The following is a 22,676-nucleotide window of genomic DNA, read 5'->3' as shown; positions in this document are numbered from 1 at the left end:
CTAACTAGTAATTTGGAGAACTTTAATAGCTAAAATAATTCTCTAAACCATGATAAATAGCTGTAGTAATGGTCTCTTGATATTTACTTGAAAGCAGTGTTTGTTCTTCAGCAGGATTACTTAGATAGCCTAATTCTAAAAGAGATGCAGCTTGTCTATTTTCCTTGAGTACAACAAACGTATTTTGTCTAACACCTCTGTCTTTTCGATCGGTTGCTTCAATGATACTTTTATGTAAGCTAGTAGCTAGTTTTTTTTGATTTGCTGTATAGTAATAGCTTGTGACGCCATTTACAGAGCTATCATTTATACTATCATAATGAAGACTGATAAAAGCATCTGCATGATAGAAATGGCTGATATCCACTCGATTTTGCAGTGGAATGAATATATCGTTAGATCTAGTAAGAACTACTTTTGCACCTGCAGTTTTTAGTTTGCTAGCAAGTAATTGGGCAGTACGAAGATTTAAATCCTTTTCTAGTGTACCAATTACTCCGATTGTACCGCTATCCTTTCCACCATGACCTGGATCTATTACGATCGTTTTTCCTTTTAAATCAGCTGAATTTGTAGCACTTGCAATTTGCTGATCTAAAGGGTCTGTTTCTTCTACAATCCATTCGGCAATATATCCAAATTCTCCATCTGAAAGTTTAATTTTATACCAATCATCGATTATTTCTACTGCTTGAAATGTTTCTCCATTATTGGCAACAAGTAAGACCTTTGAATTGACTGTTGCATCACTTCTGATGTTTGTTCTGTCGTATACAAGTTTGATTGTCTTATCTGTTTTTTTTCCTTTTCTGCTTTCGAGATCACTATTCTTTAGTAAATCTTTGTGAACCCAGCCGATATTACCAGAATATTGGATTTTTGCCCAATTAGATTCTTCTTCTATTATAGTAATTACAGTGCCTATGCTAATTTTACCAATGATTTCAGCACTTGTAGATGGATTACTCCGAAGATTGATCTGATCTTCTGTAACAGTCGCAATTTGCTGTTTAGGTTTTTCCGGTTCTCCAGTATCTGCTTGAGTTTGAGGATCCTTAAGCAGGAGATAATCATTATGGACCCATCCAGACCCTAAGTCCGTTTTTATTTGATACCATTCTCCATTAGTTGAAAGTATGGTAACTTCGATTCCTTTTCCTAAAGATGTAATAACTTGGTAATTGGTACCAGGACCTTTTCTTAAGCGAAGACCATTTTCTATAATCGTGGCTTTGTTTGAAAGGGAAGTTATTTTTTCTTCTTCTATCGGTTTTTCTTCTACGTTTTCTCCATTTTTGGTTACTAAATAGCCGGCTACCCAACCAGTTAAAGAGGAAGTAAATTGAATTTCCAGCCAACCCTCTTCTTCTTTTATTAAGGGATACGCTTTTCCTATCTCCATTTTCCCAATAACGTTTTGATCAAGCCCTGGATTATCTCTAACATTTACTACTGTATTAGCTTGAACAGTTGATTGATTTTCTGCTGATACATATTGATTGTATGTAGGAATGAAGAAGATGCTTACTAAAAGTAATAGCATCCATCTTATATTCTTCAAACAAGCTACACTCCTTCCGTATATTGTCTAAAGATGACTAGTGTATTTTTGGGCCTATAAAAGAGAATTCTTCATTAGGAAGGTAGATTCCTTTATGATATTCTCTTTTTTTCTAATCAAATTTAGACAAGAAACTATTTTTTGGATGATATTTTTTAGCCACTCATGGTAATACTATAAAAAAATAACAGAAAAAAGGGTGAATTGCATGAGATTTGGTGAAAAAAGTTTATCAGCTGGTGAAATTGATTCCAAATTACTAGGCGTAGATTTTCACGATTTTATTCAAAGAGAAGGAAATTCCAATGCTGTGGAACTTGCTTCTGAATTTGGTTTATCATTAGGAGAAGTAAAAAAACTAAAAAAACAATTAGGGAAATCATAAAAGAACAGGGAAATCATTTTTGGCCCACTCTCAACGGAAAGTAAGACTCTGGACGTAAGCTTAAGAGAATTCGAAGAAAATAGGTTGGAGATTAACTGTCTAAAAGGTCCGAATAGTTCAACTAACTATCATTGTTGAATGAAGAAAAATCCCCTTGATGGAAGTTTCACTTTATATCCTATTGACAATATAATCGTTCCTATTTATTATTAATTAGATAATAATAAATAATCAAGTAAAGCTATTGATCGAGAAAAGTATCTAAGAGACACATGAACAGAGAGGAAATGTCCATAAGGCTGCAAGCATTTCTACATGATGACTTAGAGAAAGAACACTCTGGGAGGCTTTCTTCTGAAAATATTGCTTCATTAGTAGGTAGAAACGTGAGCAGGCGTTAACTGCAAAGTGGAAGATTTATGATAATCTTCAATTAGGGTGGTACCACGGGAAGAATCTCGTCCCTTGTATTCAGATGGATGCAAGGGACGAGATTTTTTTTGTACAAACTATTACGGAAAAAGCACGAATAGCCGGTGCTTTCTAATATTAGGGAGGATACATAAAAATGCAAATTAATATTCCAAGAGGAACCCAAGATATATTGCCTGGAACAGTAGAAAAGTGGCAATATGTTGAACAGAAAATGAAGGAACTTTGTGAACGATATCAATATAGTGAAATCCGCACACCTATATTTGAACATACAGAGTTATTTCTACGAAGTGTTGGAGATACGACGGATATCGTGACAAAGGAAATGTATACTTTTGAAGATCGAGGAAAAAGAAGCCTAACATTAAGACCAGAAGGAACAGCAGCGGTTGTTCGTTCATTCGTAGAGAACAAAATGCATGGTTATGCTGCTCAGCCAATTAAGCTCTTTTATTTAGGACAAATGTTCCGTTATGAAAGACCACAGGCTGGTCGTTTTCGTCAATTTGTTCAATTTGGTGTGGAAGCAATAGGGAGTAAAGATCCAGCTATTGATGCAGAAGTAATCGCACTTGCTTATTCTGTTTATCAAACAATGGGACTATCTAAGTTGAAAGTGGTTGTAAATAGCTTAGGAGATAAAGAAAGCAGACAAGCTCATCGTGAAGCATTAATTGCACATTTTAAACCAAGCATCGGTGAATTTTGTCATGACTGTCAAACAAGATTAGAGAAAAACCCAATGAGAATCTTAGATTGCAAAAAAGATCATGACCACCCATTAATGAAATCTGCTCCATCGATCTTAGATTATTTAAATGAAGAATCAAAAACATACTTTGAAAAAGTGCAGAAATATTTAACAGCGTTAAACATTCCTTTTGTTGTAGACTCCAACCTAGTTAGAGGATTGGATTATTACAATCACACAGCTTTTGAAATAATGAGTGAGGCAGAAGGATTTGGGGCAATTACTACCTTATGTGGTGGAGGCAGATACAATGGCTTAACAGAAGAATTAGGTGGACCAGAAGCACCGGGAATCGGTTTTGCCATGAGTCTAGAAAGATTACTTGCTGCACTTGAAGCGGAAAAAATCGAATTACCTATTGAAAAAAAAGTGGATTGTTATTTAGTTTCATTAGGGGAAGAAGCGAAGGATTACACGGTAGGCTTATTATATGAGCTTAGACAAGCTGGTTTCTCTGCTGAAAGAGATTATCTTGATCGCAAAGTAAAAGCACAATTTAAAGCTGCTGACCGTCTTGGTGCTAAATATGTAGTTGTTATAGGAGAAGATGAGCTTCAAAATAACAAAATTAATGTAAAGCATTTAGAAACCGGGCAACAAAAAGAGATTGAATTAACGAATCTTGTAAGTGTACTGAAAGATTTTGGAGCTTTTTAATACAAGGAATCGTTTTATAGAATTATTAATACAAGATAATTAGGGAGGATACTTCATGTTTGGAAGAACATATTTTTGTGGTGAAGTAACAGAAAAATCGATTGGAGAAAGTATTGTTTTAAAAGGGTGGGTTCAAAAAAGACGTGACTTAGGTGGACTTATTTTCATCGATTTGCGTGACCGTACTGGTATTGTACAGGTAGTGTTTAATCCTGAGATAAATAAAGAAGCAATAGAAATTGCTGATAAAGTGCGAAACGAATTTGTTCTTGATATAAAAGGAAAAGTAGTGGCACGTCAAGAAGGAACAGTTAATGAAAACATTAAAACAGGAAAAATTGAAATAATAGCGGATGAAATTTCGATAATAAATGAAGCAAAAACTCCTCCATTTATTATTTCTGATCAAACAGATGTAGCAGAAGATGTCCGTTTAAAATATCGTTATTTAGATGTTAGAAGACCTGTTATGTTTGAAACATTAAAGATGCGTCATCAAGTAACCAAAGTTATGAGAGACTTTCTTGATAGTGAAGGATTCTTAGATATAGAAACACCAATTTTAACGAAAAGTACGCCTGAAGGAGCAAGAGATTATTTAGTTCCTAGTCGTGTTCATCCAGGTGAATTTTATGCTCTTCCACAATCTCCGCAAATCTTTAAGCAATTGTTAATGGTTGGTGGAGTAGAAAGATACTATCAAATTGCTCGTTGTTTCCGTGACGAAGACTTACGTGCAGATCGACAACCAGAATTTACGCAACTTGATATCGAAACAAGCTTTATGAGTCAAGAAGACATTATGGCTATGATGGAAACAATGATGGCAAAAATCATGAAAGAAGTAAAAGGAATAAATGTTTCTTTACCTTTTGCAAGAATGCCATATGATGAAGCGATGAGCAGATACGGTTCTGATAAACCAGATACTCGTTTTGAAATGGAATTAGTAGACCTTTCTGAAATAGTTAAAGATTCAAGCTTTAAGGTATTTGCTTCAGCGGTCGAAACAAATGGTCAAGTAAAAGCAATTAATGTAAAGAATGCAAGCGGAAAATATTCTCGTAAAGATATTGATGCATTGACAGAGTTTGTAAAAGTGTATGGTGCAAAAGGTCTTGCTTGGTTAAAAGCAGAAGAAGATGGCTTAAAAGGACCTATTTCCAAGTTTATTTCAGAAACAGAGCAAAAAGGTTTAGAGCAAGCTTTAGCAATTGAAACTGGAGACCTTCTATTATTTGTTGCCGATAAAAAGAACGTTGTTGCAGATGCATTAGGAGCTCTACGTTTAAAATTAGCAAAAGAGCTAGATTTAATCGATCAAAGCAAATTTAATTTCCTTTGGGTGACTGATTGGCCATTATTTGAATATGACGAAGCTGAAGGTCGTTTTTACGCAGCTCATCATCCATTTACGATGCCACAAAGAGCAGATCTTGAACTGCTTGATAGCAATCCTAAAGCAGTGAAAGCACAAGCCTATGATATTGTATTAAATGGATACGAGCTAGGTGGAGGATCTCTGCGTATTTTTGAAAAAGACATCCAAGAGAAAATGTTTAGCTTACTAGGCTTTACGAAGGAAGAAGCGCATGCTCAATTTGGCTTTTTATTAGAAGCTTTTGAATATGGTACACCACCACATGGCGGGATCGCGATTGGATTAGACCGCTTAATTATGTTGTTATCTGGCCGTACTAACCTTCGTGATACAATTGCATTCCCTAAAACGGCAAGTGCAAGCTGTCTCATGACAAATGCTCCAAGTGAAGTAAGTGAAAACCAATTAACAGATCTACATTTATCACTAAAACTAGATAAAAAATGATGAAGAGCAGAAGAAAACATTCTAGAATATGTTTTCTTCTGCTTTTTTTATTCATGGGATATTTAGTGTTGACAATGACTTCCTTGTAAAATGAACTAGTATGGTAAACAAAATTTGATGCTTATTTGGAAGCAAGAAAAGGAAGAGTGGTAGCTGATAAAAAATTATGATATATTTCATAAGTAATTATTTTTATTCTCCCAGAATGAAAGTTCCCTGTAAGGGAATATGTAAACATAATTAGCTTATAGGAAAAATTAAATGGAGTTGAAAACAGATGTTACACCAATTTTCGAGAAATGAGTTAGCCATTGGTAAAGAAGGATTAGACACGATGAAAAACAGCACTGTAGCTGTTTTAGGTATTGGGGGCGTTGGTTCTTTTTCAGCAGAAGCCTTGGCCCGCTCTGGCATAGGAAGATTAATTTTAATTGATAAAGACGATGTGGATATTACAAATGTGAACAGGCAGGTCATTGCATTGTTATCCACTGTTGGCCGTCCTAAAGTAGACATAATGAAAGAGCGTATTGCAGACATTAATCCTGAGTGTGAAGTAATTGCCTTGAAAATGTTCTATACAGAAGAAACATATGAAGAAATTTTTGACTATGGCTTAGATTTTGTGATAGATGCTTCTGATACAATTGCGTATAAAATACATTTAATGAAAGAGTGCCTAAAAAGGAATATACCGATTATTTCAAGCATGGGTGCTGCAAATAAAATGGATCCAACCCGTTTCCAAATTGCAGATATCAGTAAAACACACACAGATCCGATTGCGAAAGTTATTCGTACAAGACTACGTAAAGAAGGGATTAGAAAAGGAATTAATGTCGTATTCTCTGATGAAAGTCCCATTATCATTCGTGAGGATGTTCGTAAAGTAGTAGGAAAAGATAATGCACCAATACGTAAAGCAAAAATGCCGCCCTCTTCTAATGCATTTGTACCTTCTGTAGCTGGATTAATTATGGCTAGTCATGTTGTAAAAGAGTTATTAAAAGAGATAAAAATAACACGTGTAAAAGATGAAAAATAAGTTATTTATTTTATAATTACAGTCTTTACGTCGTAAAAAAGGGTGAACTCATAATTGATGAGTTGATCCTTTTTTATTTGTGTTTAGAAATACCACTCCAATGTCCTATTGACGAATGTTTTTGCATTAGTGTACTATGTTGATAGTACACTAATACAATGAGGTGATTTGTTTGCATTCCTTTAATGGACTATTGAAGAAAGATTTAAAGCTTGGTCTCCCTTTTCTATATACAATTCTTCTTATTATGGGATTAGGGATGGTCACGGCAATTGGTTTTGCAGGTTATTATCAATCATTTGTTTTGGTAGCGATTTTAGCTATTTCTTTATGTTTTGCCCACCTTTTTTTCTTCCTGCCTTTTTATTGACTTCGTTGAATATAGAGGGGAAAACACAATTATGGCTTCATAATCCAAATAGCAGTATAAAACTTCTTTTATCCAAATGGATTGCTGGCTTTCTCTATTCTTTAGGATCTTTAAGTCTAATATTTATTGTTGCAGTGATCAGCATTGTAAATGCAGGAGACTTTCAGTTAGCTTTCAATCAGTCGGATTTATTTTTTATGTGTTTGGTTATTTTAGGAATGTCCATATACTTTAGTAGCTGGATTTTTTTCTATTGGGCTCTCTATCACAGTATGAAAAGAATCGCATGGATGAACAAAATACGTTGGCTGCTTTTAATCCTTATTTGGAATGGCTGGAATGTGGCAGTCTATTGGTTTAATCGAATTCCCATTATTGATGCGCTTAAAAGGAAAAGTGTGATTTCAGTAGACCATACATTCACTTTTGAAGGAAATCAGCATTTTTTTCAGGCTTCAATAGAAAGAACAGATATATCAATTTTTACATTACTAGGATATTTCATAACATTCATTGCCGTTTTTCTAGCAGCTTCTTGGTTACTGGAAAAGAAAGTGGAGGTGTAGCTTTACAATGGCAGATGAATTTCAAGCATCAAGACCAATTTATATGCAAATCGTCGAAAAAATCACACAGCAAATTGCTCGTTATGAACGAATGCCAGGAGATAAACTACCATCTGTTCGAGAAATGGCTATTGCTTTAGGCGTAAATCCTAATACGATTCAACGAACGTACAGTGAATTGGAAAGGATGAAAATTGTGGAAACGAGAAGAGGTCAAGGTACATTTATTACTGAATCAGGGGAAGTTTTAGATAAGCTAAGAACAAAGTTACAACATGATTTACTAGATCAGTTTGTTTGCAATATGAAAGAGCTAGGAATCAAAAAAGAAGAAATGGTTCAGTTATTAACAAGCTATCTTCACGAGAAGAAGGGTGATAAGTAAATGATACAATTTCAACATGTAACCAAAAAATATGGCAAAGACTACGCTGTGAATAATATAAATTTAAGCCTAGAAGAAGGAAAGATTTATGGTCTTCTTGGAACAAACGGGAGCGGCAAATCAACTATATTAAAGATGATTGCTGGGCTTGTTCAACCGACTAATGGAGAGGTGTTAGTCAACAAGAAAAAGGCTAATCGTAGAATTGCTGAGGAAGTTTCGTATTTAACAGAGTTAGATCGTTTTTATGAATCCTTTACTGTCCATGATATGGTTCAATTCAGTGCATCACAATTTAACGATTTTCAGCTTGATAAAGCAAAAGAATTACTAGAATTTATACACCTAGATGGAGATAAAAAAATAAAGCATCTTTCAAAGGGGAATAGAGGGAGACTTAAGCTTGTCCTCTGTATAGCTAGAACAGTGCCTATTCTTTTACTGGATGAACCTTTTTCTGGACTCGATCCATTGGTTCGTGAATCCATCGTTAAAAGCTTATTAACATATATAGATTTTGGAAAGCAAACAGTTGTGGTTGCTACACATGAAATAGCAGAGGTTGAATCTATTTTAGACAATATTATTGTATTAAATAATGGGGATTTAATCGCCAATCTTTCTGTAGAAGATTTGAGAGAAGACAAAGGGCAATCAATTATTGAGTGGATGAAGGAAAATATAAACTAGTGAAAGGTTGGTAGAGAAATATTGACTTCAATTGTAGACTTAAAAAATGTTTCTAAAGTAATCAAGGGGAGAAAAATTATTGATTCCTTAAGCTTCCAGGTAGAAGAAGGGGAGGTATTCGGTTTTCTCGGTCCGAATGGAGCTGGTAAAACGACAACCATTCGAATGATTGTGGGATTAATCAGTATGAGTGACGGCGATATTTTTATTTGCAACGAGAGTGTTCGTGATCAATTTGAGAAAGCAATCCAGCATGTCGGCGCAATTGTAGAAAACCCTGAAATGTATAAATTTTTAAGTGGCTATGAGAATCTCTTGCATTATGCGCGAATGATGAAGGGGATATCAAAAGAGAAAATAATGGAGACGGTTGAATTAGTAGGACTAACAGAACGCATTCATGATAAGGTTCGTACGTATTCACTCGGTATGAGACAGCGATTAGGTCTTGCACAAAGCCTTTTGCATGATCCGAAGGTTCTGATTTTAGATGAGTCAACTAATGGGTTAGATCCTGCTGGAATCCGAGAAATAAGAGATCATTTAAGAATGTTAGCAAGAGAAAGAAATATGGCAGTTATTGTTTCTAGTCACTTATTATCAGAGATGGAAATGATGTGTGATCGTATCGGTATCATTCAAGAGGGGAAACTTGTCGATGTACAATTAGTAAAAGATTTTGTTGCAGTGGAACAAGTATTTGAAATAGAATTGAATCCTGTTGATACAGCGATCAATTATTTGAAAAATGTATATCCTGATGTGCAAATGACATCAAGTGAATCAGGAATTTCGCTTACTGTGACAAGAGATAAAATACCAGAAATAATTAAAACACTTGTGTTACAAGATTTTCGCATTTTCGGAATAAAGGAAGTATCGAAGACATTAGAAGATAGATTTTTAGAATTGACTAATCAAGGGGAGGGACAGAAATGATTCAGCTAATAAGAAATGAATGGATGAAAATATGGAAACGTCCAGCTACATTAGTAATGATAGTGATTTTGTTAATTGCTGTACTGCTATTAGGTGCTTTTAATAAATATCAATCAAGTGGATTTTCTGTTCCAGATAATGAGAACTGGCAACATGGACTTGAATTGGAAAATAAACGCTATAAAGAAATGCTAAAGGATGAACATCTTCCTTCAGAAACAAGAAATTATTATACAAAAGAAATAGCACTAAATGAGTACCGTATTACGCATGATTTAAGTACAAACATAGAATATTCGGCATGGGATTTTGTTTCTGATAATATCCAGTTAATAAGTATCGTAGGCTTATTTACTATTATTATAGCAGCTGGAATTGTTGCGAATGAGTTTAATTGGGGAACGGTGAAACTTCTGCTTATCCGACCATTGAGCAGAACGAAGATATTATTGTCCAAGTATTTAACCGTGCTATTTTTCGGTTTTATAGCTCTTTTTGTCTTATTCGCATTCTCCTTTGCACTAGGTGCTATCCTTTTTGGTCTACCAGAAGAAGCCTATCCATATTTATATTATTCCGATGGTGTAGTGAAAGAACAAAGTATCTTCATTCACTTAATCGGTTTTTATGGGTTAAATTCGATTAGTTTAATTATGCTCACTACGATGGCGTTTATGATATCGTCCGTCTTCCGGAACAGTTCATTAGCAATTGGTATATCCATTTTCTTAATGTTTATGGGAAATACAGTAACGTTTTTATTAGCTAATTGGTTCGACTGGGCAAAGTATCTATTATTTGCTAACACTGATTTAACACAGTATTTTGATGGAACACCTCTTGTTAGTGGCATGACCTTGTTTTTCTCTATTATAATGCTACTAGTTTATTTTATCGTGTTCATCGGGTTAGCCTTTTGGGTATTTAAGAAGAGGGATGTGGCGGCATAATAGTAAAAAAGAATGAAGTGATATTATTCGCTTTATTCTTTTTTTATAAAGAATTATTAAATACAGAATGTAATAGTTATATTAGAAAGACCCCCTTTTAATAACTCCATTTCACTATTTAATAAAGTAGAATGAGAAAACAAAGGATCATTTTAAATAATCTTATGAAAATAGAAAGAAATTAATAAGCAAAAGTATTTCCCAAGGAATAGTAGATAGGTAAAGAGCTTTGCTATTTTATCCCACTCATAACAGCCCCAGCTCAAGCTGTTGAAAGTATCCCCTAAAGGTCATATAGTGCAACTAACCATCAGTGGGGGAGAAAGGAAAACCCCCACTAATGGAAGTTTCATTTTATTAGACAAATCAACTTTTTTCTTACTTTCTTCTTTTACGTTATAATAAAGGTAAGATGTTTTAAAGAAGGTGTATAAATGAACGGAGAACCACTTGCTTTTCGAATGCGACCGACAAACCTAGATGAAGTAGTTGGGCAAAAAGAAATTATTGGGAAAAAAACAAGTTTATATAAAATGATTAAAAATGGTCATGTTCCATCCATGCTATTGTATGGTGAGCCTGGTATTGGCAAAACCTCGATTGCATTTGCGATTGCTGGAACGACAAAGCTTCCTTTTATTGCATTAAATGCAACCACATCTGGTAAAAAGGATGTGGAGGCAGTTGTAGATGAAGCAAGAATGACAGGAAAGGTTATTCTCTTTTTGGATGAAATTCATCGCTTTAATAAAGCACAACAGGATTATCTACTCCCACATGTAGAAAGAGGAGATATTGTTTTAATAGGTGCTACTACAGAGAATCCCTATCACGACGTAAACCCTGCGATTAGAAGCAGATGTGGTCAAATTAAGCAATTAAAGAGATTAACAGATGATGATATTAATGAATTACTGCATCGAGCATTAAAAGAGGAAAAAGGGCTTGGAAATCTCTCCATTCAAATTAGTGATAATCAGGTGGAAAGAATCGCAATGGGAACAAATGGCGATGCAAGGAAATCGCTAACGCTATTAGAATCAATTGTATATTCATCAGATAAAGAAGAAGGAACTTTTATCATTAAAGATGAAACGATTGAACAAATGATTGAAAAGGTTGGTGTTTTTGGGGATAAAAAAGGTTCGCATTTTTATAATCTTTTATCAAGTCTACAAAAAAGTATTAGGGGAAGTGATGTAGATGCAGCCCTTTATTACCTTGCTCATTTGTTGGAAAGTGGAGATTTGGTAGCTGTGAACAGAAGACTACTAGTTATTGCTTATGAAGACATTGGACTCGCTAAAACATCTGTTGGAAATAATGTTTTAGCAGCAGTAACAGCTAGTGAGAGACTAGGTCTGCCAGAAGCACGTATTCCCTTATCTGTAGCGGTCGTGGAAATGTGCTTATCCTCAAAATCGAATGCTGCTTATAAAGCGTTAGATGCAGCGATAGCAGATGTTCGTAGTGGCAGAGTAGGTGATATCCCGATGCATTTAAGAGACGGGCATTATGAAGGTAGCAAAAAGCTTGGACATGTTGGCTATATTTATCCGCATGACCATCCAATTGGAACATTCGGAGGATGGGTCGATCAAGATTATTTACCAGAGAAGTTAAAAGGAACGCAGTATTACCACCCAACAGAAGCAGGGGAGGAGAAGAAGCTGGGATCTATATATGACAAACTTAGAAGGTTTAAAAAAGATAGATGATAAAGAATAGATTTGAATAATTAGAGTCTGCGTAAATGACACTTATGAACAAAAGGTAGTCATTTATGTAGGCTTCTTTTTTAGGCGAATTATTAGGTGAAAAAATCTATGCGGAATAATCTTCATTTTCTTAGATGGTAGATAAAATGTCATTCTAGCAAATCAATATTTTTTGTTAAAATCTTCATTTTTTTAACTATATATGAAAAATATTGACTTTCTTTTATTTTATAGATTGAAATAGAGGTAATTAGAGCTTAAATTGAAAGTGCTTACATTTTAGTGACTGATTATATCCACTAATGATTGAATAAAAATGGAGGGGTTGAAAAGATGGGGAAATCGTTTAAAAAAGTATTTTTGATTCTCTTATGCATTCCTTTTTTATTGATTGGATGCTCTAGTGAAAGTAATACTGATGAGGGGAATAGTGAAGGAAAAACACAGGTTAAAATAACATGGAGAGATGTAGGCGAACATGATAATTTGAAAAAATATTTAACTAACACCTTTATTCCTGAATTTGAAAAAGAAAATCCAGACATAAAAATTGTTTTATCTCCGATCACCGCTAGTGAAGGAGACTATTTCTCAAAAGTAGCCTTATCGATGCAATCAGAAAGTACAGCACCTGATGTTGTAGCAGAAGACTCCTTTATGTTAAATTCTGATGCTAATGCAGGATATTTATTGCCTCTTGATGATTATGTGAGTGATTGGGATCAATGGGAATATTATACGGAAAATTTAAAGTCAGGTTCGCTTGGAGAAGATGGGAAATTGTATGCCATTCCAGGGACGTCTGATTCCCGTGGACTGTGGTATAACAAAAATGTTTTTAAAAAAGCTGGCTTACCAGAAGATTGGCAGCCTAAAAATTGGGATGAAATTATAGAAGCTGCTGAAAAAATAAAAGATTCTTCCTCAGATGTGATTCCTCTTTCCATGGGAGTGGCAAAAGCAAATGGAGAATCTGTATCGATGCAAACTTTCGAGATGTTACTCTACGGCACAGAAGATGTTTTATTTGATGCTGAAACAAAAAAATGGCATGTAAATACAAAAGGAATTGAAGATTCCTTAAAATTTATTGACAACGTATACAATCAGAAAAAATTAGGGCCTCCTCTTTTCATTGCAATTAATAGTAACTACAGTTCCGTCCTATTTCAAGAGAAGTTCCCTAATGATGAAGCGGGAATTATCCTAGATGGATTCTGGAATACAGGAAATTATTCGGAAAATGGGGCAGTACCATTAGATAATGTAACAGAACGATTTGGTTTTGCTGCAATGCCTACCCAAAATGGACAAGAGCCTGGTAATACTACGATGTCTGGGGGATGGACATGGGCTATTCCAGCAAAAGCAAAAAATCCTGAAGCATCTTGGAAGGTTATCCAAGCTTTAGGTGGCAAAGAACAGCAAGCAGCACGCGCTGTTTCAGAAGGTAACTTAACAGTACGAGATGATTCGGCTGAGATTCCAGAATATAAGGAACAAGCATTTATTTCAGAAGCAACCGAATATTTGAAGAATGCACATTTTCGTCCTGCTAATGATAAATATCCGAATGTTTCAGTAGAAATTCAAACAATGGTAGAAGCGGTAGCGACTGGAAGTAAAACTCCAAAACAAGCTGCAAAGGATTATGCAAGTAACGTAACTAGGATTGTTGGAGAAGAGAATGTAGTTAAATAAGTTTTAAGCTGTACAAAAGGTTAGATAAATCTAAATGATGAGACCCTACAAGGAATTATCAGCCAGATTATGTATTATTCCTTGTAAGGTCTAAACCTTTTTGTCATAGTGATAAACTTTTTTAAAAAAGGTGGGATGAAATTGGAAGCCGCATTATTAAAGAAGCCTAAAAAGAAAGGCAAATCGGATCACTTTAAGGCAGCTATCTTTCTAGCTCCAACTTGGCTTTTATTATTGATTTTTTTTATTGGACCTATGATTTTGACCTTGCTTTTTTCTTTTACGAATTTAGCCCTGACCGGAGCAGAAGCTAGTCAGCTAAGATTTGTAGGTTTTGAAAACTTTACCCGAATGTTTCAAGATCCAGATTTCCGTGCTAGTGTATGGAACACAATTGTTTTCGTGTTTTTTTCTGCAGTATTAGGACAATGTTTTTTTGGCTTTTTGATCGCTTTTTTAATGAAAGAGAAAAATAAAACATTTAGAAGAATTGTTGGTTTAATCATTATTGCTGCTTGGGTAACTCCAGAAGTTGTTGTAGCATTCTGTTGGGTGGCATTTCTTGGGGAAAGCGGGACGGCTAATTGGCTATTGAGTCTTTTTGATATTAAGCCAATTGCCTGGTTGTTTACCTTCCCTATGATTAGTGTAGTCATAGCAAATATGTGGAGAGGAACGGCTTTTTCCATGATGGTGTTTCAGGCTGCTTTAGACGATATTCCTAAAGATGTGGAAGAGGCAGCTATTATGGATGGTGCCCGCCGCTTTCAGGTTATTCGCTATATCACTATCCCGATGGTAAAAGGAACGATCGCAACGAATATGATGCTAGTTACTCTGCAAACTCTTGGGGTATTTGCTTTAATTTATACAATGACTGGCGGTGGTCCAGGTGTAAGTACAGCGACTCTACCTGTATTTATGTATAAACAGGCATTTGTTAGTTATCAGTTAGGATATGGAACTGCCATTTCCTTTGTGTTGTTAGTATTAGGAGCAATTGCCAGCTTAATATATATGAAAACCTTGAAAGTGAAAGTGTAGGTGATGTAAGTTGGTCCAAAAAGGATATAAAGTCGAAAAATTTATTCATTATTTAATTCTCTCTATTCTAGCAATCCTGTTTTTATTGCCACTGCTATGGATGATTTTCGCATCAGTAGATCCAGGGGCAATTCAGGCACTAAAGATGCCAGAAAAGATAACGTTAGATAACTTTAAGTCCATATTGTCAGAAACAGCGATTTTACGTTCGTTTTTTATTGGTATCGGAATCTCAACTTCGCAAGCATTGTTAGTAGTGATTTTATGTATTTTGGCTGCGTATCCACTATCTAGGTATACGTTAAAATATAAAAATAGTTTTATGATGACAATCTTGTTTATGACTTCATTACCAATGACAGCAGTCATCGTACCTGTATTTCAATTATTTCTTTATTTGAAATTTCAAGATTCTTTAATTGCGATGACACTTTTTTTAACAGCATCCTCTTTGCCATATGGTATTTGGATGATGAAAAATTTTATGGATTCTATTCCTTTAGATTTAGAAGAATCAGCATGGGTTGATGGTGCATCAATCTTCCAAGGAATAAAAAAAATCGTTGCTCCATTAATGCTTCCTGGTATATTTACAGTTGCGATTTTTACTTTTACAGGCAGCTGGGGAAATTACTTTGTTCCATATATCCTGATTCAAAGTCCTGAAAAAATGCCAGCATCTGTGACGATATTTCAATTTTTCGGAAATTTCGGAATGGTTAATTACGGTAGATTAGCAGCGTTTTCGGTAATGTATACATTACCTGTTGTCATTTTGTATACAATATCACAAAATTTTATGTCAAAAGGCTTCAGTTTAGGTGGAGCTACGAAAGGATAGGGTGCTATGTTTTATACAATTGAAAAATTAGAAGCGAGGATTAAAGAATTAAATACTTATCGTTACATGGAAAAAAGTAGTCTCAACGGTTGGAAAGCAAAAGAGAGCATTGATGGAGAAGAGAAATATCCTCCTTACCTCTCTGCTGATTGGAAAGACTTTTCTATAGGGGATATTTGGGAAGGAAGAGACTATTATTTATGGATTCAAACAACCTTTAAAGTACCGAGATCAGATGGGAAAGTAATCTTATTATTGGATTTTGGGCGAACAGGTGGAGGTTATAATTCTGGGTTTGAGTCATTACTTTTTATTGATGGTCATCCATATCAAGGTGTTGATTCCAATCATAAAGAAGTCTTTATTGATTCGGAATTGTACGGAAAGGAAATTACTCTCTCATTAAAATTATGGTCCGGGTTAGAAGGCGGAGGACCTGAACACATTCAATCACATAAATTTAAAGCAGCGGATTCTGCTGTTTTAAATGAAGAATGTGATGATTTATATTTTACAGCTGATTGTGTCTTAAAAACGATTAAACAATTAAAGGAGGATAACCCTGATCGATACGAACTTTTGCCTTTATTAGAAAAGGCAATGAAATATATTGATTGGTCTTATCCAGGAAGTCCGTCTTTTTATAAAAGTGTAAAATTAGCAAATGACATGCTACAAAAAGGAATTGATTCTTTAGACAAACGTGATTTAGTAGCAATTACCACTATAGGTCATACACATATTGATGTTGCTTGGTTATGGAGATTAAAACATACAAGAGAAAAAGTAGCCCGTAGTTTTTCAACTGTTTTACAGTTAATGAAGCAATACCCAGACTATATATTTTTACAAACACAACCCCAACTCTATAAATTTATTAAAGAGGATTATCCTCTAATCTATGAACAAATTAAAAATAGAATAGCGGAAGGACGATGGGAAGTAGATGGAGCTATGTGGCTTGAAGCTGATTGTAATATACCATCTGGGGAATCATTAACTCGGCAAATTCTCCATGGAACGCAATTTATAAAAAAGGAGTTCAATAAAGATGTCCAGTATCTATGGCTGCCAGACGTATTCGGTTATTCGTGGGCATTGCCACAGATTTTAAAAAAGAGTGGAATAGAGACATTTATGACCACTAAAATAAGTTGGAATCAATATAATCGAATGCCGCATGATACATTTGTGTGGCGTGGAATAGACGGATCTGAGGTGTTAACGCATTTTATTACTACACCTGAACCAGGAAGAAACTTAGTTGATAATGAATGGGCGTCCCGCTGGTTCTATACGTATAATGGACAGTTAGAACCAGAAACAGTGTTAGGCAGTTATAAAGCTTACCGGAATAAAGATTTGAATAAACAATTACTGATATCATACGGGTATGGCGATGGCGGTGGAGGAGTCACGAGAGATATGTTAGAAAATCGCCGTCGAATGGATAAAATACCTGGTCTTCCTCACGTCAAAACAGGGCGTGCTGATGAATTTTTCAAGCAGCTTCATGAAACCGTAAATGCAGCAGAAAGTTATGTGCATAAATGGGATGGTGAATTGTATTTAGAATATCATCGAGGAACCTATACTTCTCAAGCGTTTGTAAAAAAAATGAACCGCAGATTAGAACTTGCATTAAGAGAGCTGGAAATTTTGTATGCAACAGTTCAAAATACGGAAGGAGACCCTTATCCGAAGGAAGAAATATATGATTTATGGGAAGTGTTATTACGTAATCAATTTCATGATATTATTCCTGGTTCATCGATAAAAGAAGTCTATCAAGACCATAAGGTGGAGATAGGAGGAGCGATGGAAAGATCAGCCCAACTTTTAACACGATTGAATGATGTCGTTATAAATCAATGGAACGTATATAACTCAGCAGGCTGGGAAAGAAGAGAATTGGTGACGATTGATCTAAATGAAAGCGGAAAATTCGTAACGGATTCTGGTGAAGAATTACAAGCTGTTCCTTGTGAGGAAGGATATATTGTTCAGACTCCTAACATTCCTGCTTTAGGGAATTGTATCATTCAGTTTGTACCAACTAAAGAGGATAGCATAGAAACGGATTTTGTTAAAGAAATAGAAAGTGGCATTGAGACAGATAAATACGTGATAAGCTGGAATGAAAAGGGACAGCTAATTAGCATCTATGACAAAAAATATCAGCGGGAAGTATTAAAAGAAAATGGTCTTGGTAATAGACTTCAATTATTTGAAGATAAACCAATGAACTTTAATGCATGGGATATCGATATTTTTTACCAAGAAAAATGTATTGAGTTAACCGCAGAATCAATTACGATCAAAGAACGAAATAAATTATATGCCTCGGTTGAATTTGTTTATTCGTTTGGTACTTCGAGAATTATTCAAATCATGCAGGTTTATAAAAATTCACGTCGAATAGATTTTATTACTCAGGCTGATTGGAAAGAAAGGGAACAATTGCTTAAAGCAGGATTTGATGTGGACATTCGCAATACAGAAGCAACTTATGATATTCAATACGGTAATGTTAAGCGACCAACACATTGGAATACGAGTTGGGATATGGCAAAATTTGAAACAGTGGCACACCAGTGGGTGGATTTTTCTCAAAGGGACTATGGAGTTAGCTTATTAAATGACTGTAAGTACGGTCATGATATTAAGGATCAAACGATGAGAATTACCTTATTAAAAGGTGGAATTTATCCAGACCCAACAGCTGATATTGGTCAGCATGAATTTACGTATAGTCTTCTACCACATAAAGGAGATTTCATAGAGGGAAGAACAGTTGAGGAAGCTTGGGCTATAAACCAGCCGTTATCTATAGTGAAAGGCAATAAATTAATTAAGGGGCTATTTAAATTACACGCAGAAGAAAGCGTATTCATAGATGCTATTAAATTAGCGGAAAATGGTAAGGGTCTAATTTTACGAGTACATGATCATCTAGGTAGTAACAGAGTTTTAAGTCTCGAGCCATTATTTGATTGTAAAGAATGGAATGAAACGAATTTACTGGAAAAGGATATGACCCTTCCTGTAGATATACAGGGGAATATCACATTTGAGTTAAATCCTTATGAGATTAAAACGATCCGTATTATATAAGGGTAATAATTAATTACAAGAGATTAATAGGTGGAAACAGTTTCTCCACCTATTAATCGTCTTTAACCGTGAGTTTAGCGACCTCTTCTAACATATTGTTTTTCATTATAATCGCACAAATATAAGTTGAATAATAACAAAAAGAGGGGGATATAATGTTTCGGAAAACTATCTTTAAGAAAATTTTTCTGTCATTCTCCGTTGTTATCATTATTTATACTTCTATCATTCTATTTGTTACAATTTCCCAAGAGTATTCCCAGAATAGGCTAGAATTGGATAAATTAAATGAAATGTTTCTTGAAAGGGAAAGTAATATAATTGACTATCGTTTAGATGTTTCGTTAAATGTGGTCAAGCTGCTATCCCAACAAGATGTTATTGTGGAGTTCTTAGAAAAGAATCAGTTTGATTACAATACATATAGTAAATTGTTTAATGAGTTAACAGGCAATCATTTTTCGAATGATCAATTAGGGTTTAATCTTGCTGTTTTAAAAGATTTTGGGACAGATGTAACGAGCTCTGATGGTTATTTTTTGTTTAAAGACTACATGAAATTTATTCATATGGATAAGAATTTGGAGAAATTAAAAGGATTTATGGGTTCGGAAGGAAACAATGATTTACAATGCTATGATGCAAATGACAAATTAATCATTGTTCATAAAATCTATTATCATCAGGAAAAGCAAAACCTTTACTTTTTTATTGTATGGGAGAAAAAGGACTTGTTAATGACGAATTTACCAGATGAGAATGGTATTTTTGGGATTGTCAATGAGTCTACCTTAGCCTCTACCGCAAATAGAGGGGAAAACATACTATCTAGTTTTTTACCAGTGGAAAATACGCATGAAAATCAAATTGTTTCTCGTTCATTAAATGATTATGATGGCTATCAAAAGGGTTCCAATGCGATACCAACAATTAATTATTTATATATAACGAATGTACATAAAGGAATAGGGTTACCGATTCATACCATTAAGAGCATAGCAATAATTTTGTTCGTATTACTTCTGCTCGGTTTCATTCTAACTACAATCTTAAGTAGAAAATCGTATTCACCGATTGAAGAAATTATCAAAAACATAAAAAGCGGTGAAAAAAAGAATAATACAGAAGAGTATATAAAAAATGAACTAGATTATATTATCTCTAATATTCATGATATAAATAAAATCAATAAAAATTTAGTGCAATTGCAAGAAAGCTCATTAAGCGATTTACAAGAGAACTTTTTAAAGAATATCATTTATGAAAATTATGATAAGCAGTTTATAGAGAAAAGATTGAATCTTCTTCAGTTAGATCCATTCCGTGACGGTGGAATTCTTGCAATTGTATCAATGGAGGGAATTTCAGAGTGGGAATCAACTTTAAGTGAAGGCAATATTTTGACATTAAGAAAAAAAGTATTAGCTTTATTTAATGACAAAGATCCCAACCAAAAATTCATATCATTTCCGATTGATTATCAACATTTTTGCTTATTTTTTGCAGAAAAAAATCAGCATCTTATTTTAGAGATGTTAAATAGAATGATTCATAGAATAGAGCAAGAATTAGGAATAGAAATAACTTTTACCCTCTCGCAAGCTTTTTCTTCGTTAATAGATTTACCAGATATATTTAAGTCATCTTTTCAGCTTATGGAACAGAAATATTCTTTTATCGATACAAAATGTTTATGTACCAGCAATGTTCCTTTAACGTCTGAAAAAGAATACTTCTATAGTGTGGAGACGGAAAGTATTTTAATAAATTTTATGCAGAAAAGAGACTTGAAGCAAGCTGAAAAACTGATAAAGGAGATTGTCGAAACAAATTTTAGAGAAGAAAGCATGGATATATTTAGTATTTATGATTTTAGAAATGCCCTTATCAACACATTAAAAAGAATCTTGAATAAATTTAATTTACCGTTTGGCGATTTTTTGAAAGAGAATAAGGCTTTGTTTTTTCATTTGAACAGTACCGATATTGAGATTTTAAAGAGCACCTTTATCGATATTTTCAATGAGTTAATGCTTCTTCTAGGAGAAAAACATTCTCTTAAACTTTCAACTGTAGAAAGTGTTATCAGTTATATTCAAGATAATTACACAAACGATCTTTCCTTAGGGGAAGTTGCAGATCATTTTCAATTAAGTGAATCCTATGTAAGCAAGTTGATCAAAGATCATTTGAAGTCTTCTTTTAAAAATTATGTAAACCAGCTGAAGGTAGAAAAATCCAAGGATTTATTGAAATCAGGTAAATATATGGTATCAGAAGTTGGCGAAATGGTAGGGTGTAAAAATGTTAATACTTTTATAAGGATTTTTAAGCAGTATGAAGGAATAACACCAGGAAAGTATGTTATCAATAAAATGGCCAAATAAATATAATGATATACAAAGTGTGTTTACTCTGTGTAAGCACACTTTTGTGTATTTAGGCTGCGAGTAATAGCTATAAACTTTTTCTAAGATATTTCGACTTTTTAAATAAATTTACACACAAAATTCAAATAACTATTAAAATAGAATAAAGAGACTTGATGAAAAGGGCGTGAAATGGTGCAAATCGATAAAATAGAAGTTCAGCATGTAAAAATGCCGTTGGTTAGTCCTTTTGAGACGAGCTTTGGCAAACTGTTAGAGAAGGATTTTCTTATAATTAAAATATATAGTGGAGAGCACATTGGCTATGGAGAGTCTGTCGCTTTACCTGATCCTACTTATAATGAGGAAACGACTGGAACAGTCATTTACATGTTAAATGAGTTTTTGATACCACTCTTGTTAAAAGAAGAAATAAATCATCCAGATGAAGTTTCAAAAAGATTCGCTCCTATCAGAAGAAATAATATGGCAAAAGCAGCTTTAGAAGGAGCGATATGGGATTTATATAGTAAGAAATTAGGTATTTCTCTTTCTAAAGCACTTGGTGGTGTACAAACTTCGATTGATGTAGGGGTTAGCATTGGAATTGAACCTACTACAGAGATGCTTTTATCAAAGGTGGATCGTTTTTTGTCAGAGGGCTATAAAAAAATCAAAGTAAAAATTAAACCTGGTTATGATTTGGAGCCTTTAACGAAAATAAGACAGACTTTTGGATATGAAATACCGTTAATGGCGGATGCTAACTCTGCGTATACATTAGCAGACATTGAAAGAATCAAAGAATTAGATCCACTTAAATTGATGATGATTGAACAGCCGTTAGCATATGATGATATTATTGACCATTCTATCCTACAGAGCGAGCTTGCTACACCAATATGTCTAGATGAAAGTATTCATTCCGTAGAAGATGCGCGAAAAGCGATTGAATTAGGAAGTTGTAAAATTATTAATATTAAGATTGGCCGTGTTGGTGGATTGACCGAATCGAAGAAAATTCATGATTTATGTGAAAAACATGGTATCCCTGTATGGTGTGGAGGAATGCTGGAAGGCGGTATTGGCAGAGCGCATAATATCGCGATTACAACACTCCCAGCCTTTACTATAGCAGGAGATACATCTGCTTCCAATCGATACTGGAAAAAGGATATCATCTGTCCAGAAGTCACATTGTCTACCCCAGGAAAAATAGATGTGCCCTCAGGAGCTGGTATTGGATTCGACTTAAACGAAGAAGTGATTAATCAACATATGATTTCGAAGAAGGTATATCCTAATCTATCTATATAGTTAAGGGGAG

Annotated in this window: 18 protein-coding genes and 1 other annotated feature; of the genes, 17 read left to right on the top strand and 1 reads right to left on the bottom strand. The window is 34.4% G+C overall.

Annotated features, from left to right (window positions below):
- Positions 1–22: 22 nt before the first annotated feature.
- A complete protein-coding gene (locus tag NKG37_RS24050) occupies positions 23–1,561 on the bottom strand; it encodes an N-acetylmuramoyl-L-alanine amidase family protein (RefSeq protein ID WP_254415453.1) in 1,539 nt (512 codons plus the stop codon).
- A 208-nt stretch (positions 1,562–1,769) separates the two neighbouring features.
- Here NKG37_RS24050 and NKG37_RS24045 point away from each other — a divergent pair, with 208 nt between their 5' ends.
- The 17 genes from NKG37_RS24045 to menC all read left to right on the top strand — a co-directional run bounded on the left by NKG37_RS24045 (position 1,770) and on the right by menC (position 22,666).
- The gene (locus tag NKG37_RS24045; protein WP_016201664.1) at positions 1,770–1,946 is read left to right on the top strand and encodes a hypothetical protein; all 177 of its coding nucleotides are present in this window, start codon (positions 1,770–1,772) and stop codon (positions 1,944–1,946) included.
- A 235-nt stretch (positions 1,947–2,181) separates the two neighbouring features.
- Positions 2,182–2,415 (top strand) — a binding site (T-box leader).
- Between the two features lie 99 nt (positions 2,416–2,514).
- Positions 2,515–3,789: a histidine--tRNA ligase gene (hisS, locus tag NKG37_RS24040; RefSeq protein ID WP_016201663.1), complete on the top strand. Its 1,275-nt coding sequence runs from the start codon at positions 2,515–2,517 to the stop codon at positions 3,787–3,789.
- Between the two features lie 55 nt (positions 3,790–3,844).
- A complete protein-coding gene (gene aspS, locus NKG37_RS24035) occupies positions 3,845–5,617 on the top strand; it encodes an aspartate--tRNA ligase (protein WP_254415452.1) in 1,773 nt (590 codons plus the stop codon).
- A gap of 277 nt (positions 5,618–5,894) precedes the next feature.
- Positions 5,895–6,662: a tRNA threonylcarbamoyladenosine dehydratase gene (locus tag NKG37_RS24030; protein WP_016201661.1), complete on the top strand. Its 768-nt coding sequence runs from the start codon at positions 5,895–5,897 to the stop codon at positions 6,660–6,662.
- A 172-nt stretch (positions 6,663–6,834) separates the two neighbouring features.
- Positions 6,835–7,032, top strand: coding sequence for a hypothetical protein (locus tag NKG37_RS24025; protein WP_254415451.1), 198 nt, complete (start codon positions 6,835–6,837; stop codon positions 7,030–7,032).
- A gap of 5 nt (positions 7,033–7,037) precedes the next feature.
- On the top strand, positions 7,038–7,598 hold the full coding sequence (locus tag NKG37_RS24020; protein ID WP_254415450.1) for a hypothetical protein: 561 nt from the start codon (positions 7,038–7,040) through the stop codon (positions 7,596–7,598).
- A 7-nt stretch (positions 7,599–7,605) separates the two neighbouring features.
- Entirely contained in the window at positions 7,606–7,983 is a 378-nt protein-coding gene (locus NKG37_RS24015; protein WP_016201659.1) for a GntR family transcriptional regulator, read from the top strand.
- The gene (locus tag NKG37_RS24010) at positions 7,984–8,673 is read left to right on the top strand and encodes an ABC transporter ATP-binding protein (protein WP_254415449.1); all 690 of its coding nucleotides are present in this window, start codon (positions 7,984–7,986) and stop codon (positions 8,671–8,673) included.
- 21 nt (positions 8,674–8,694) lie between these two features.
- The gene (locus NKG37_RS24005) at positions 8,695–9,612 is read left to right on the top strand and encodes an ABC transporter ATP-binding protein (RefSeq protein WP_254415448.1); all 918 of its coding nucleotides are present in this window, start codon (positions 8,695–8,697) and stop codon (positions 9,610–9,612) included.
- Positions 9,609–10,562, top strand: coding sequence for an ABC transporter permease (locus NKG37_RS24000; RefSeq protein WP_169188884.1), 954 nt, complete (start codon positions 9,609–9,611; stop codon positions 10,560–10,562). Before NKG37_RS24005 ends, NKG37_RS24000 begins: the two co-directional genes overlap by 4 nt.
- A gap of 434 nt (positions 10,563–10,996) precedes the next feature.
- Positions 10,997–12,280, top strand: a complete 1,284-nt coding sequence (locus tag NKG37_RS23995) for a replication-associated recombination protein A (protein ID WP_254415447.1) — start codon at positions 10,997–10,999, stop codon at positions 12,278–12,280.
- Positions 12,281–12,613: 333 nt separating this feature from the next.
- Positions 12,614–13,981: an extracellular solute-binding protein gene (locus tag NKG37_RS23990; RefSeq protein WP_254415446.1), complete on the top strand. Its 1,368-nt coding sequence runs from the start codon at positions 12,614–12,616 to the stop codon at positions 13,979–13,981.
- Between the two features lie 141 nt (positions 13,982–14,122).
- Complete coding sequence (locus tag NKG37_RS23985; protein ID WP_016201652.1) at positions 14,123–15,025, top strand: carbohydrate ABC transporter permease; 903 nt, start codon at positions 14,123–14,125, stop codon at positions 15,023–15,025.
- Positions 15,026–15,035: 10 nt separating this feature from the next.
- Complete coding sequence (locus tag NKG37_RS23980) at positions 15,036–15,866, top strand: carbohydrate ABC transporter permease (protein ID WP_016201651.1); 831 nt, start codon at positions 15,036–15,038, stop codon at positions 15,864–15,866.
- A 6-nt stretch (positions 15,867–15,872) separates the two neighbouring features.
- Entirely contained in the window at positions 15,873–18,980 is a 3,108-nt protein-coding gene (locus tag NKG37_RS23975; protein WP_016201650.1) for an alpha-mannosidase, read from the top strand.
- 155 nt (positions 18,981–19,135) lie between these two features.
- Positions 19,136–21,367, top strand: coding sequence for a helix-turn-helix transcriptional regulator (locus NKG37_RS23970; RefSeq protein WP_254415445.1), 2,232 nt, complete (start codon positions 19,136–19,138; stop codon positions 21,365–21,367).
- Positions 21,368–21,544: 177 nt separating this feature from the next.
- Positions 21,545–22,666, top strand: a complete 1,122-nt coding sequence (menC, locus tag NKG37_RS23965; protein WP_169189703.1) for an o-succinylbenzoate synthase — start codon at positions 21,545–21,547, stop codon at positions 22,664–22,666.
- The last annotated feature ends 10 nt before the right edge of the window (positions 22,667–22,676 follow it).

The sequence above is a fragment of the Niallia sp. RD1 genome, from assembly GCF_024219955.1.
Classification (GTDB): Bacteria; Bacillota; Bacilli; order Bacillales; family Cytobacillaceae; genus Niallia; species Niallia alba.
The sequence above is the reverse complement of the archived record's forward strand: the minus strand, read 5'-3'. Positions and strand labels throughout refer to the sequence as shown.

Excerpts from the sequence above, each read along its gene's own strand:
- aspS (WP_254415452.1), top strand. The coding sequence starts at position 3,845 with ATGTTTGGAAGAACATATTTTTGTGGTGAAGTAACAGAAAAATCGATT.
- hisS (WP_016201663.1), top strand. The coding sequence starts at position 2,515 with ATGCAAATTAATATTCCAAGAGGAACCCAAGATATATTGCCTGGAACA.
- NKG37_RS23970 (WP_254415445.1), top strand. The coding sequence starts at position 19,136 with ATGTTTCGGAAAACTATCTTTAAGAAAATTTTTCTGTCATTCTCCGTT.
- NKG37_RS24000 (WP_169188884.1), top strand. The coding sequence starts at position 9,609 with ATGATTCAGCTAATAAGAAATGAATGGATGAAAATATGGAAACGTCCA.
- NKG37_RS24015 (WP_016201659.1), top strand. The coding sequence starts at position 7,606 with ATGGCAGATGAATTTCAAGCATCAAGACCAATTTATATGCAAATCGTC.
- NKG37_RS24030 (WP_016201661.1), top strand. The coding sequence starts at position 5,895 with ATGTTACACCAATTTTCGAGAAATGAGTTAGCCATTGGTAAAGAAGGA.
- NKG37_RS23975 (WP_016201650.1), top strand. The coding sequence starts at position 15,873 with ATGTTTTATACAATTGAAAAATTAGAAGCGAGGATTAAAGAATTAAAT.
- NKG37_RS24045 (WP_016201664.1), top strand. The coding sequence starts at position 1,770 with ATGAGATTTGGTGAAAAAAGTTTATCAGCTGGTGAAATTGATTCCAAA.
- NKG37_RS24010 (WP_254415449.1), top strand. The coding sequence starts at position 7,984 with ATGATACAATTTCAACATGTAACCAAAAAATATGGCAAAGACTACGCT.
- NKG37_RS23990 (WP_254415446.1), top strand. The coding sequence starts at position 12,614 with ATGGGGAAATCGTTTAAAAAAGTATTTTTGATTCTCTTATGCATTCCT.
- NKG37_RS23995 (WP_254415447.1), top strand. The coding sequence starts at position 10,997 with ATGAACGGAGAACCACTTGCTTTTCGAATGCGACCGACAAACCTAGAT.